At 30.8% G+C, this 13,127-nt stretch carries 12 protein-coding genes; 7 read left to right on the top strand and 5 right to left on the bottom strand.

Annotated features, from left to right (window positions below; all coding sequences use genetic code 11):
• Position 1 precedes the first annotated feature (1 nt).
• From ABMY20_RS01955 to ABMY20_RS01945, 3 genes are all read right to left on the bottom strand, one after another.
• Entirely contained in the window at positions 2–634 is a 633-nt protein-coding gene (locus ABMY20_RS01955) for a hypothetical protein (protein WP_167713164.1), read from the bottom strand.
• A gap of 149 nt (positions 635–783) precedes the next feature.
• Positions 784–1,596: a hypothetical protein gene (locus ABMY20_RS01950; RefSeq protein ID WP_253056236.1), complete on the bottom strand. Its 813-nt coding sequence runs from the start codon at positions 1,594–1,596 to the stop codon at positions 784–786.
• A 163-nt stretch (positions 1,597–1,759) separates the two neighbouring features.
• On the bottom strand, positions 1,760–3,334 hold the full coding sequence (locus tag ABMY20_RS01945; RefSeq protein ID WP_253056234.1) for a hypothetical protein: 1,575 nt from the start codon (positions 3,332–3,334) through the stop codon (positions 1,760–1,762).
• An 820-nt stretch (positions 3,335–4,154) separates the two neighbouring features.
• On the opposite strand from ABMY20_RS01945, the gene ABMY20_RS01940 reads away from it, so the two are divergent.
• Together ABMY20_RS01940 and ABMY20_RS01935 are read left to right on the top strand one after the other, a co-directional pair.
• Positions 4,155–5,096 (top strand): pyridoxal-phosphate dependent enzyme, encoded by a 942-nt coding sequence (locus ABMY20_RS01940; protein ID WP_173359928.1) that lies wholly within the window; start codon positions 4,155–4,157, stop codon positions 5,094–5,096.
• Positions 5,096–5,890, top strand: a complete 795-nt coding sequence (locus tag ABMY20_RS01935; protein ID WP_173359927.1) for a glucosaminidase domain-containing protein — start codon at positions 5,096–5,098, stop codon at positions 5,888–5,890. The genes ABMY20_RS01940 and ABMY20_RS01935 overlap by 1 nt, the downstream gene beginning before the upstream one ends.
• Positions 5,891–5,939: 49 nt before the next feature.
• Here the strand turns inward: ABMY20_RS01935 and ABMY20_RS01930 are convergent, their stop codons facing one another.
• Complete coding sequence (locus ABMY20_RS01930) at positions 5,940–7,070, bottom strand: VWA domain-containing protein (protein ID WP_349264510.1); 1,131 nt, start codon at positions 7,068–7,070, stop codon at positions 5,940–5,942.
• A gap of 243 nt (positions 7,071–7,313) precedes the next feature.
• Between ABMY20_RS01930 and ABMY20_RS01925 the strand changes: the two genes are divergently transcribed.
• The 4 genes from ABMY20_RS01925 to ABMY20_RS01910 are packed head-to-tail and all read left to right on the top strand — an operon-like array spanning position 7,314 to position 11,468.
• Positions 7,314–8,027, top strand: coding sequence for a hypothetical protein (locus ABMY20_RS01925; RefSeq protein WP_125064433.1), 714 nt, complete (start codon positions 7,314–7,316; stop codon positions 8,025–8,027).
• A complete protein-coding gene (locus tag ABMY20_RS01920) occupies positions 8,020–10,209 on the top strand; it encodes a tetratricopeptide repeat protein (RefSeq protein WP_349264509.1) in 2,190 nt (729 codons plus the stop codon). Before ABMY20_RS01925 ends, ABMY20_RS01920 begins: the two co-directional genes overlap by 8 nt.
• Positions 10,210–10,211: 2 nt before the next feature.
• Positions 10,212–10,946: a LytTR family DNA-binding domain-containing protein gene (locus ABMY20_RS01915; protein ID WP_047788537.1), complete on the top strand. Its 735-nt coding sequence runs from the start codon at positions 10,212–10,214 to the stop codon at positions 10,944–10,946.
• Between the two features lie 6 nt (positions 10,947–10,952).
• Positions 10,953–11,468, top strand: coding sequence for a gamma carbonic anhydrase family protein (locus ABMY20_RS01910; protein WP_073181751.1), 516 nt, complete (start codon positions 10,953–10,955; stop codon positions 11,466–11,468).
• Positions 11,469–11,564: 96 nt separating this feature from the next.
• On the opposite strand, the gene ABMY20_RS01905 is transcribed toward ABMY20_RS01910, so the two are convergent.
• On the bottom strand, positions 11,565–11,990 hold the full coding sequence (locus tag ABMY20_RS01905) for a hypothetical protein (protein ID WP_349264508.1): 426 nt from the start codon (positions 11,988–11,990) through the stop codon (positions 11,565–11,567).
• Between the two features lie 122 nt (positions 11,991–12,112).
• Between ABMY20_RS01905 and ABMY20_RS01900 the strand changes: the two genes are divergently transcribed.
• Positions 12,113–13,093 carry an endonuclease/exonuclease/phosphatase family protein gene (locus ABMY20_RS01900; RefSeq protein ID WP_349264507.1) on the top strand — a complete coding sequence of 327 codons (981 nt, stop codon included), beginning with the start codon at positions 12,113–12,115 and terminating at the stop codon, positions 13,091–13,093.
• Positions 13,094–13,127: the final 34 nt, after the last annotated feature.

The following is a 13,127-nucleotide window of genomic DNA, read 5'->3' as shown; positions in this document are numbered from 1 at the left end:
TTCATAAGTGACTTAAATTCAATTCCATTATGTTGGTTAAAGTATCTACTTTGAAATAAAACGGTTCAGCTCTATTTATTTCGTTGTTATTATGTTCAAAATTAAATCCACTATCGTATTTTTTCCACGAGCCTTTGTTCGATTCCAGTTCCGTACTTTTTAGAATTTGTTCTACAATTTTTTTCTCGTCAGATTGTTTGTATTCGATTGTCAGTCCGATTGAATAATCAGAATCAAAAGCTCCTTCTGTGTGTTCAATAAGATTTTCCAAAACCTTAAAATCTTCTGGGATAATTAAGTCTGTTTTTTCTTCAATTAACGGTTCAATTCTGTCCAAAGCTAATTCTCCATCAGGTTTGTTCATTATTCCAGCAAACATATATGCCATAAATCCAAAGAACAAAATTGGTACTGCCAAAAATGATAATTGAAAAAATCCAATTAAGATTCTTCTTTTGAAAAATTGCAAAACCGATGAAATTAGTAATACAAATCCAAAAAATATGAGAAGATAAAATCCGAAATCGGTATTTGGCAAAATCGCTCCACTAATAAAAAGAATAATAGAAATTCCGAAAAGCAATATTGGAATCCACCATTTTGTAACTAAATATTTCTTTAAAATTTCGGTCATTTTAAATTACTGGCAACGGTCTCGGCTATGAGTAGTTGCGTGGGTTATCACTAACTTTAGCAAGTACGCACCAAACTGAAAATCCGGGAGGATTTTCAGAAGTAGGCGAGAACAAGCAATTACTTATAGCCATTGTTGGCGGTAGTATTTTATTTTTTTATTTCTTCTTGTAAAATTATTGTATCTAAAAAAGGTATAATTTTTTTGAATGGTTTTACATAAACAGATTTTGTGCCTTCATTTACAGAACATAAAACACCGATACATTTACCCTCTTGATTCAATACAGGCGAACCACTTAATCCAGCCCAATCCTTATAGTCTGAAATAATATCAGTTGTATTTAAAAGTAAATAGTTTCCATATGCGTCAATATATTTCAAATCATTTTTAAATGTATTACTCCTATGTAAGAACAATCCCTTTAAGTTTGGTTTGATTTTCCCAAAAATATAATAAGAATCTGTTTTAGTCGGTGAAACTATATGTTCGTCCATAAATTCAAACTTTTGCTCTTTAGGTGAAACTATGGGTTCAGAATTTTCATCTTTTATGTCTTCATCAGTTAAAAATGGTGCTTCAATTTTTTCTCTATTCACTAGACTTATTGCAACGTCTATAAGTTCAGGGTTTAGGTCTTCTTTGGATATATCAAAACTATCCATAAAGTAAAAGCCACCTATAGGCGTTAAGATAGTCGAAAGTGTATTCCTGTCACTAATATTATTCAAAATAGCTAAATAATTATCAACTCCAGTTCTTTCATTCAATTCGTGGTCATCAATATGAATGTTGTGGTCGGCTGTAATAAAAAATAGATTATCTCGATAGTTAATGAAAAAACCAGAACCAAAAGCAATTGGATTACTCTGAAAGCTAGATTCTTTACTTATAATTACTTGATAAGTTGTTTTTACTAATATTTCTGTTAAATGAAATTCTCTTTCTATCGTATTTAGCATTCTCGGATTCTGTTATATTACCGCCAACGGTCTCGTATAACCGTCAGTTACGGGATTAAAGTTAATGATTTTCGGTTAAGCACTGACGTTAGCAATTCCGAGTGGATTCGGACGTAGTCGAATCCGCCGTAATTGCGGTTATACATTGTTGCCAGTAGTATTTTTATTTATTCAATAACGATAATATAAAATCACGAACTTTTTCGAATGCGAAAATGAAAGCCAGAATTCCGACAATCAATGATACAATTTGCAAAATAAAATTTGTTCTATAACTATTTAATTCTTCAATGTTCTTGAATACTATATTAACATCATCTTTTTTCTTTGTCAAATATTTAATATCATTTTTAAATTTTTCTATATAATAACTTAACAAATTGGATTCACTAATCTTTCTTCGATTTTTACTTGAATAATCGTATTCATTTATATTACCACTGTGATTTATTAAAAAATTTAAAGCTCTATCATTAAATTCATTTTTGTATCTATTGGTAATAAGATTAAGTTTAGTTATTTCTTTTTTTAGCTTGAGATATTTACTGTTTTGGTGAAATAGTAGAAAATATTTGTAAAACTGCCACTTGCTTGTACTTTCTAAAAAATCGTACATTTTTCTTTTTATGTGATTTAACTTTGAAAATTCTTGATTCAGAATTGAGTCAAATACACAAGGAAACGCCATACTTTGAATTAAATAATAACTTTCAATCCAATCGTAATCTGTATAGTCTTTTCCTTTTCTTTCTCTTTTTCCGTGTTCTTCTTCTTTTATTATATGAATTGTATTTTTTTCTTTGTTGCTATAGATATCTACTAATTCATCTTTAGAAGTAAATTGAACAATACTTGAAAAATTAAAAAACGAATGTAAACTATTATTGTCTTTATGCTTTTTTAATTTTCTAATTGTATAATGTTCTATTTTAGGGATTTGAGAGGTAAGTTTTGAGGTGTAAAAATATCCGTTCAAAGGTTTTAAAATGTTATTAGTTATTTGATATTCTAAATCGGAAATTAAATTGTCAACATTCTCTCTTAAAAGACTGCTTTTAAATGATGTATAGCTAGTGAAAAGTCTATGTTTCAATATGTTTTTAAATGAGTGAAAATGTCGTGTTGACAAACTTGTCTCGGATGATTTAAGAATTTTCGTTGCAACTTTTTTAAACACTTTACTTGGTTTAACATCAATATGTAATATGAAATAGGATTCATTTGTTTTGACGTAAGATATAGTTAATCGGTCAATATAATCTGAATGCGAATTATTTATTTTTTCAAAATCTAAACTGATTAGTCTTCCAAATCCTGATGAATTGAAATCAATTTTTATTTTGGACAATTTTTTTGATAATTCATCTTTAAATCTAATTTCTTTTCCAAAGCCTGCATGTTTAGATGAAAATTTTGAAATAATAGTTTTTTTGAATTGGTCAAATTTATCTATCTCAATTACCTCAAAAAAACTAATATAAGTTAGATTTAGTTTTTTGTATTGTTCAGGTTGGTTTTTTGAGATTATTCTATCAGTGTAGTAATTTAGATATATATGATGTTCTTTAGCATTCCTTAATTCAGTGTGTCTGTCTATTACGTTTAATTTCTTTTTTAAATATTTATTTCTAGTGAGAAAGGAAAGTGTTTTTTGTTTTAGTTTATAAGAATATTCTGCTCTTTTTTCAGACCAATTTTTATGTTTTTTTTCGTAATAGAAATACTCTTTTTTCTTCAATTTTTTTAATTCGGTATGATTGGTCAATATTACTGGCAACTAGTTTATATACGTAATAAAATCACTTATATATTCCTTTTACGGTAAGATATGCGGAACTTTTAGCAATTTTATTAACACTTTCAAATATAAAGAAATAAGATAAAAAAGTGCAACTTTTTTATCGGGACTACAAACGAAGCCTAATCGGTTGTCTTCCTTCTTCAGTAATAGGAGCAACTTTAAACAAGTTGACACACTTCATTGAATACTCCCACACACTTTATTGAATGGTCTCCTTATTGGGTCGCTGATACCACGGCATGCTCCGAAGACACCGCGGCATGGGTCGCTGATATCACGGCATGCTCCGAAGACACTACGGCATGGGTCGCTGATATCACGGCATGCTCCGCAGACACCGCGGCACGGGTCGCTGATATCACGGCATGCTCCGCAGACACCACGGCACGGGTCGCTGATATCACGGCGTGCTCCGCAGACACTACGGCACGGGTCGCTGATATCACGGCATGCTCCGCAGACACCGCGGCATGGGTCGCTGATATCACGGCGTGCTCCGCAGACACCGCGGCATGGGTCGCTGATATCACGGCGTGCTCCGAAGACACCGCGGCACGGGTCGCTGATATTACGGCATACTCCGTTGACATCACGGCACGGGTCGCAGATATCACGGCGTGCTCCGAAGACATCGCGGCACGATTAGTTAATACTTTTCACTACTATGTTGTTATTTTTTTTAAAAATTACTATTGGTATAGTAGGGGATAAACTAAAATAGATTAAAGGCTTATTTTTGCATTGATAACTTTTTAAAATGCTGTTTAAACTAGAAATTCCCATACCAGAAAACCAACAAATTCACTTACCTATTTTAACAACAAAAGAGGTTGAACTTTTTATAAAAAGAGAAGATACTATTCATCCATTCGTTTCAGGCAATAAATTCAGAAAACTGAAGTATAATATTGCAGAAGCAAAACAACAAAAAAAAGAAACCTTATTAACTTTTGGAGGCGCTTTTTCAAACCATATTGCAGCTACTGCTGCTGCAGGAAAAATGGCAGGTTTTAAAACAATAGGAATTATTAGAGGTGATGAACTTGGAAAGGATGTAGCCAAAACACTTTTACAAAACGAAACCTTGAGAAAAGCTTACGAAAGTGGTATGCAATTTAAGTTTATTACTAGAGAAGCCTACCGAAGTAAAACATCTGAAGAATTTATTAATCAGTTAAAAAAAGAATTTGGTAATTTTTACCTAATTCCTGAAGGAGGAACAAATGCTTTAGCTGTAAAAGGTTGCGAGGAGATTTTAACAAATGAAGATGAAAAATTCAATTATATTTGCTGCGCAGTAGGTACTGGAGGAACGATTTCTGGATTGATAAATTCGGCCAAAAAGAATCAAAAGGTAATTGGGTTTCCTGCACTAAAAGGTGATTTCTTAGCAGAAGAAATAACACCTTATGCAAAAGAAAGTAAAAATTGGAACTTGCAAACCAACTATCATTTTGGAGGCTACGGAAAATATACTGAAGAGTTAATCCGTTTTATAAATGAATTTAAAGGGCAAACAGGTATTTTATTAGATCCAGTTTATACAGCGAAAATGTTATTTGGAATACTAGATTTAGTAGCAAAAGATATGTTTTCGAAAAACAGTAAAATACTAGTAATTCATACAGGAGGTTTACAAGGAATAGCAGGAGTAAACCAGAAATTAAAGGATAAAAATAAAGAGTTAATAAAGGTTTAATGAAAATAAAGGTAGTTTTTTTAGTAGTTTGTGCGGCAATATTTACAAGTTGCGGGTCGGGTAAAAATGTGGTAAAAAATACACCAAAAGAGGTGGTTTTAGAACCTAGAGAAGAAAAAATGCCTGAGTTACCACAGTTAGAGCAAATACAAAAGCCAATATCAACAACTACAAACCATACCGAGGCCTATATTCAAAAATTTGCACCAATTGCAGTGAAGAAAATGCACGAACATGGTATTCCTGCTAGTATTACCTTAGCGCAAGGAGTATTAGAATCAGGGAGTGGTAGAAGTCAATTAGCTCGAAGATCAAACAATCACTTTGGTATTAAATGTCATAGAGGTTGGCAAGGTAATAGTGTAACTCATGATGATGATGAAAAAGGAGAATGTTTTAGAAAATATAAATATCCTGAAACTTCGTATGAAGATCACTCACAGTTTTTATTAACTCGTAAACGATATGCAGGTTTATTTAGATTAAGGCATACAGATTATAAAGGTTGGGCATACGGGTTAAAAAGAGCAGGGTATGCAACGGACAGAAAATATCCTCAAAAATTAATTTCTATTATTAGAAAGTATGGTTTAGATAAATATGATAGAGTAAGAAGAGATGGTTCTTTAGCAGTAAAAACGCCAACGTATAAAACGACTTCACATAAAGTTCAAAAAGGAGATACGCTATACTCTATATCAAGAAGATATAATGTTTCGGTACAACAATTGAAAAAGATGAACGGTTTAAGTGATAATAACATTAGTATTGGGCAAGATCTATTGGTAAAATAAAAAAAAGCGGAGTTTTACTCCGCTTTAACTAACCAAACCCCAATTAAAACTACCAAGAGTAATTTTTCTTTTCTGCTTGTTTTTTAATAGCTTTAATCATAACACTTTCTAACTCATTTTTTTTAGAACTTTCCCTTTGTTTTTTAGCTACATACGTTTTTCTTTTTTTATTTAGTTCTTGAATTTTTTGTTGAATTTCAGTACGCTCTTTACGTTTTTTCTCCACATACATTTTAATTTCTTTGGCAGATTTGTTTTGTAACTGTTTAGGAAGCTGCTTCTTTTTTAAAGAACCATAATCAATTTCTTTTTCTTTTGAAGCATCCACCAAATCCCATTCAGCATTTTTATATAGTTTAGAGCTTTTAGTTACGGCACGTTTTACAACTACAGCTTCATCTAAACTCTCAGCATTCATGTCTTGCTTCGCTTGGTTACTATATTTAGAATATCCATAAGAACCATAGTGAATATAGGTGGCATTTAAACGTTTGTTTAAAATAATAATATCGTTGTCATAAGGTGTTACAATATGTACAATGTGTTTGTTTTGATTAATAGTCATATAATCACCATCTCCATAAATAGCTCCGTCTTGCCATCTTCCAGTAATCCCTTGGTTATAATCACCGCAGAATATTGTGTTAACTATAATATCTTTTTCTTTAGCATTAGTAATAGCATCTTTATAGTTTACTTTTCCTTGAGTAAAAGGCTCGTTTCCGGCGATAAAAATCATTTTTAAATCACGTTTATTAGTTCCCCAATCCAATTCGTTTAAAGAAGTTTGTATTACTTGACCACAATATTCACTTCCGCCATTAGTGCTTAAAGAAAAAAGATGTTCAGAAATCTCATCTAAATCACTCGTAAATTGTAAAACCTGTTGGATATATCCTTCTTTAGGAGATAAACTTGAATTTCCGTATTCGTATAAAGCAATTTCTAAGTTAGGAGTAATGCCATTACATTTAGCATATGATAACTCATTAACAATTTCCCATAGTTGTGCTTTTGCTTGGTTAATGAGTCCGTCCATACTATTACTGGTATCCAGTAACAAAGCAACTTTAACAGTTTGTTTTTTTACCTTTCTTATAGGGGTGTTTTTGTTGGCAAACGTAGTTGTTGTTAGTAGTATTAAGCAAAAGAAAAATACTTTTAATGTGTGCGTTTTCATAATTTTTATTTTTAGTTATTAATTGGGTATAAGTTTGATTGGTGTTAATTTCTATTCAAAATTACTTCCAACTTTCTTCTTAAAAAATCCAGAATGAGTGAACAGGTTGTTTCATTTAGGGAAATAACGAGTTAAATGAGCAACATCTATTTTTTGACTGTTTTTTGTGGAGTTTTAATGGTTTAGGTGTTTTTTTGTATGGCTTTTTGTGAGTATGTTTACACAAATAAAAAATTAATAAACATGAGAAAAGAAGTAATTTTAATATTCCTTTTTTTAGGAATTATATGTTTGAGTTGTGAGCCGAAAACCAGAAATGAAACTAATGAAATAACTGTTTTAGATAAAACTAAAAAAGAAATTAAAGTTGATACTTCTTTAATTAAAATAGCTGATTTACCTATACATATTGATAGTACAAATTATCTTATACACCCTGTAGGATATGGAAATAATAAGGAAGTAAATAAAAGCTATTTTTCATTAAGTAAAGGAGGAAAAACATATCATTTGACAGATTTCTATGATAATGAAATTAATGGAATGATGATTAACCTTAAATTTCAAAAATTAGGGTCAGATAAGTTTACATCATTAACGAAAGAAAATATCCATATATCTTCTGTAAGCTTTTTAAGAGAGATATTTAATGTTACAAAACAGCAAATATTAATGTATAAAGTTATTGATAGCGATACTAATGATGATAAAAAACTCGGTTATGAGGATGATATAAGTTTGTACTTAAGTAAAATTGATGGTACAAATTTTATTAAAATTTCACCTCAAAAACAAAAAGTAATAAATGTTAAGGAGTTAGTTGAAAATAAAAGACTGTATTTTAAAACAACAGAAAAAATAAAATCAGAAGAAGATAAATTACAAATACATTATTTTTATGTTGATTTAACTAATGAAAATTTTAATGTGGTTGAATATTTTCCAGTAAATGATTAAAAAAATATACATAGTATTTCTTTTCCTTTCATTCGCTGCTTTTTCTCAAATAGAGGAAAATACAGCTAAAGATTTTTTAGTAAAAGTTCAAGTAGTTAGTAAAGAGACGCGTGAGCCTATAAAAGATGCGAGTGTAGAAGTAAATGGAAGAACATATCGATTTTCTGAAATAACGGGAAGCTATACTGTAAAAGCCACAGCGGGAAGTCAACTAGAAGTATCACATCCTAGTTTTAATCGTGTTTTTTATACAATTAGAGATGATGAAGATATAAAGGTGGAAGTAGAAGATTTTACGCCCCAAAAAAAATCAAAACTAAGCTCTTATAGTACAAGAAAACAAACAGGTTTATATTCACAATATTTAGATTCTGTTCAGTTTTACAAAAAGAAAAATATTGATAAGAGCTTGTCTTTTGTTGAAAAGACGTTGTTGATAGACCCAAATAAAAGCCAAAGAGCTACTGTGTTTAAAGAATTAGCTGAGGTGTACTTTTATTGGAAACAGTACGATTTAGCGGTTGAGAATTATCAAATTTCCTTACAAGAAGTAAACTCGCCTAGGGTTCGTTTGAAACTGGCAAAAGCAGCATTTTTATCGGAAGATTATAACAGTAGTGAACAAAACTATATACAAAGCCTACAAAGCGGGGTGCTTAATAATTACTTACGTTTAACTGCATACCAAGGATTGGGAGATGTGTACTTAGCTCAAAAAAACTATAACAAGGCTAAAGCAAACTACGAAAAAGGATTAGAAATTGCGAAAAAGAATTTAATCACACCTAAAATAACAGACTTAAACTCTAAGCTAGCAGAAGTTTTTGCAGCCCAAGGAAACACACAAAAAGCAGATGGCTATTTTAAAAACTCATTAAAATTAGCATCCGAAGAAAACAAAAAGCGCTCGTTAAAAGAACAGCAAAAAGTAGCCGATTTTTATAATAAATCTCAACGATACGATGAAGAAATTCAGTTACGAAAAGAAAGCCTAAAAGAAGCAGATAATATAGTTGTAGAAGCGGAAAGCAACGAATCTTTGGTAGATTCAATTACCTCACAAAAAATCAACTATAAAATAGGAAATGCCTACATGCAAAAATCTGAATATGAAGAGGCAATCCCGTATTTAAAAAAGAGTATTGCAGATGCTGGTAAAAATAAAGATTTAATTATTCAAAAAGACGCGACTAAGCGTTTATCGGAAGTATATGCTACGGTTGGAGATTACACAGAAGCTCTAAAAACGTATCAAGATTATGTAAAATTGGTAGATACTTTATATTCACGAAAAGAACAGGAAATTCAACAAGTAAAACGTTTTAGTAAACGAATTTCAGATAACCAAAACAGAATAGTAAGTTTAGAAAAAGACAAAGAATTAACAGATAGTAAAATAAGTTTAGCATACAAAGACCAGCAATTGGTAGAGGAGAGTAATAGACGTCAAAAATGGATTATTTATTCATTAATTGGAGGTTTTTTATTAATGGTTTTGTTGGTGTATTTTATGTTTAGAACGAATAAACAACAAAAGTTAGCCAATAATTTACTGGCTTTAAAATCGATGCGGTCACAGATGAATCCGCACTTTATTTTCAATGCATTGAATTCAGTTAACAGTTTTATTGCAGTAAGTGACGAGCGAAGCGCAAATAGATATTTGTCAGAGTTTTCGGTATTAATGCGTTCGGTATTAGAAAATTCAGATGAAGATTTCATACCGTTAACCAAAGAAATTGAGTTGTTAGAATTGTATGTGAAGTTAGAGCACAACCGGTTTAAAGATAAGTTTGATTATACTATTAATATAGACAAAAGTATACCTTTAGATGAATATTCGATTCCACCAATGTTATTGCAACCGTATATAGAAAATGCAATTTGGCATGGACTTCGATACAAACAAGAAAAGGGAAAACTTCAAATTTCAATGCTTCCAAAAAACAATGATTCTATTACTATTTTAATTGAAGATGATGGGGTTGGAAGAGAGAAATCAATAGAAATGAAGACGAAGAACCAACTCAAACAAAAATCAAAAGGAATGAGTACAATAAAAAATAGAATTGCTATTTTAAATAATATGTATCAGGATAAAATATCTGTGGTGGTTTTAAATGCTTTTGAAGATGGAAGCGGAACTAAAGTAGCATTGACACTAAAAAAGGATAAAAATTAGCAATGAAAATAAAAGCAATTATAGTTGAAGATGAGCAAATAAGTAGAGATATTTTACGAAACTATATTACTAAATACTGTCCTAATGTAACCTTGTTAGGAGAAGCAAGTAATATTGAAGAAGCACTAAAACTAATTGAAAAACACGAATTGGACTTGGTGTTTTTAGATGTAGAAATGCCTTTTGGAAATGCTTTTGACTTGTTAGAAAAAGTAGAAAATCAAACTTTTGAAACAGTTTTTGTAACTGCTTACGATCATTACGCGATTGAGGCATTAAATAATCAAGCAACTTATTATTTGTTAAAACCAATTTCAATCGACGAGTTGATTAAAGCAGTAGGTATTGTAACTGAAATTAAAGAGAAAGAAAATGAGTTAGAAACTAATGTGTTAACTCCAAAAATGACTCATCAAGTAAATGGGAAAATTACGATTCCGCAACAAGATGGATTTGAAGTAGTAGCTGTTGAGGAAATTTTATTTTGCAAAGCAGATGATAACTACACGGAAATCTATTTTGATAATTCTAAAAAAGTGGTAAGTAAAACACTTAAATATTTTGAAGAAGCTTTAAAAGACAGTTCTTTTGTTAGGGTACACAAATCGTATTTAGTCAACGTTAATGAAATAGTAAAGTATAAAAAAGGAAAAGGAGGAAGTGTTGTGCTATCAAACGAGAAAGAAATTATGGTTTCAGCATCCAAAAAAGCAAATTTATTATCATATTTTAAATAAAAATTTATGCCAATTATAAAACCAGTAAGAGGAAAACACCCACAAATTCCAAATGATTGTTACATTGCAGAAAACGCAACTATTGTAGGCGATGTGCAAATGGGGGAGTCGTGTAGTGTATGGTTTAATGCGGTGATTCGCGGAGATGTACACTATATAAAAATGGGAGATAAAGTAAATGTACAAGATGGTGCAGTAATACATGCAACATATCAAAAATCACCAACAACTATTGGAAATAATGTGTCTATTGGTCATAATGCCTTAGTACATGGGTGCACTATTCATGATAATGTGTTGGTAGGTATGGGAAGTATTATCATGGATGATTGTGTAGTAGAGTCAAATTCTATTATTGCAGCAGGTGCTGTAGTTACTAAAAATACACATATTGAAAGTGGAAGTGTGTACGCTGGGGTTCCAGCAAAAAAAGTAAAAGATATTTCCAAAGAACTTATTTCAGATGAAATTGATCGAATTGCCAATAATTATGTGAAATATTCAAGTTGGTTTAAAGAGTAATGAAAAATAAAAAAGCCTGGTTCTGTTTCCAAAACCGAGCTTTTTTTCAATCAAAAACTAATCTACTATAAATCGATATTACCTATCGCTTTTATTTTATTTATGATGCTTTCTTTTTTTGTGTATTTTGCGATCACCTTTCTTGCTATGTCTCTTTATTTTTCGAGCAGCCATTTTTTCATAACGTTCATATTGTTGCTCATTTAAAATACGTTTCATTTCAGTTTTGTAAGCAATTTGTTTGTCAAGCATTTTACTTTTCATAGCATATTTCTGATCAGCAGTAGGTTTAGTACCGCTTTTTTTCATAGCTTTTCTTTTAGCCCACATTTCCTGTCTTTCAGAAATTTGCTCTGCTACTAAAGGCTTCACTTGTTTTTGTTGAGACTCTGTTAAATCAAGCTGTAAGGTCATTTTTTTTACAGCTAATTCTGTTTTTTGCTCTACAGTTAATTTTTCATGTTTAGTTTTATCTCTCTTTTGAGCTTGAGTAGTAACAGTAAAACCAACTGCTAAAATCAAGAGTGTTAGCGCTTTCTTCATGTTGTTAAATTTTAAGGTTTATTAATTATTTACGCTTCTAAGACCGTTGCAGATTAAAAAAGTTTAAATTTGAAACTATATTTAACATTTTTTTATTTTTTATGAAGTTAATTTTCAGAATTGCTGTAAGGTTTTTATTGGTAGCTATAGGAGTGTTTGTAATCTTCTTTTTTTGGGCGTCTTCACCAACAATTGATGAAGCAGAATATGCTAAAATTATTACGCATAAGTATGCGAGTAAAATTGATACTGATTCAGTATATAGTATAGTAACTTATAATATTGGTTATTTAAGCGGAATGACGAATAACCGAGCAGTAGCAAAACCTAAGCAATTGTTTGAAGGAAATATGAAAAAGGTATTAACTGAAATAAAAAAAGTAAATCCAGATATTATAGCGCTTCAAGAAGTTGATTACAATGCAGCTAGATCTTATAAAGTAAACCAAGAAGAAAAATTAGCAGAACTAGGTTATAATTATGTAGCAAGAGGTGTAAACTGGGATGAGAATTATGTGCCTTTTCCATACTGGCCACCAAGTATGCACTTTGGTAAAATAGTTTCAGGTCAATCAATTTTAAGTAAATATGAGTTAAAAGATTATGAGCGTATCGTTTTAGAACGAGTAGCTGATAACCCTTTTTATAGAGACGCTTTGTATTTAGACAGGTTGGTACAAGTGGTAAAAGTTAAGGTAGAAGGAAAAGAAGTGGTAGTAATAAATTTACATTTAGAAGCATTTGATAAAGCAACGAGAGTAAGACAGTTTGAGTACGTATTGAATCTTTTTAATAAGTATAAGAGTCAATACCCTACAATTTTATTAGGAGATTTTAACTCAAAAGCTAGAGACAGTGAAGCCGTTATTCAAAAAATATTTGCAATGGATGGAGTAGGAAATGCTGCTTTCTCAACTGAAAATCCTGAGAATACTTTTGATACAAAAAATCCAGAAGAACGTATTGATTATATTTTTTACACCAAGGATTTTATAGAGTATGTAGAGGGAAGTGTATTAAAAAAGTTCGGACAGGCATCAGATCATTTGCCTATTGAAATGAAGTTTAAATTAAAAAAATAAAGAAGCTTGGTAAAGCTCCAAGCTTCTTTATTTA

This window comes from Tenacibaculum sp. SSH1-16 (genome assembly GCF_040104435.1).
GTDB classification, from domain to species: Bacteria; Bacteroidota; Bacteroidia; order Flavobacteriales; family Flavobacteriaceae; genus Polaribacter; species Polaribacter mesophilus.
The sequence above is the reverse complement of the archived record's forward strand: the minus strand, read 5'-3'. Positions and strand labels throughout refer to the sequence as shown.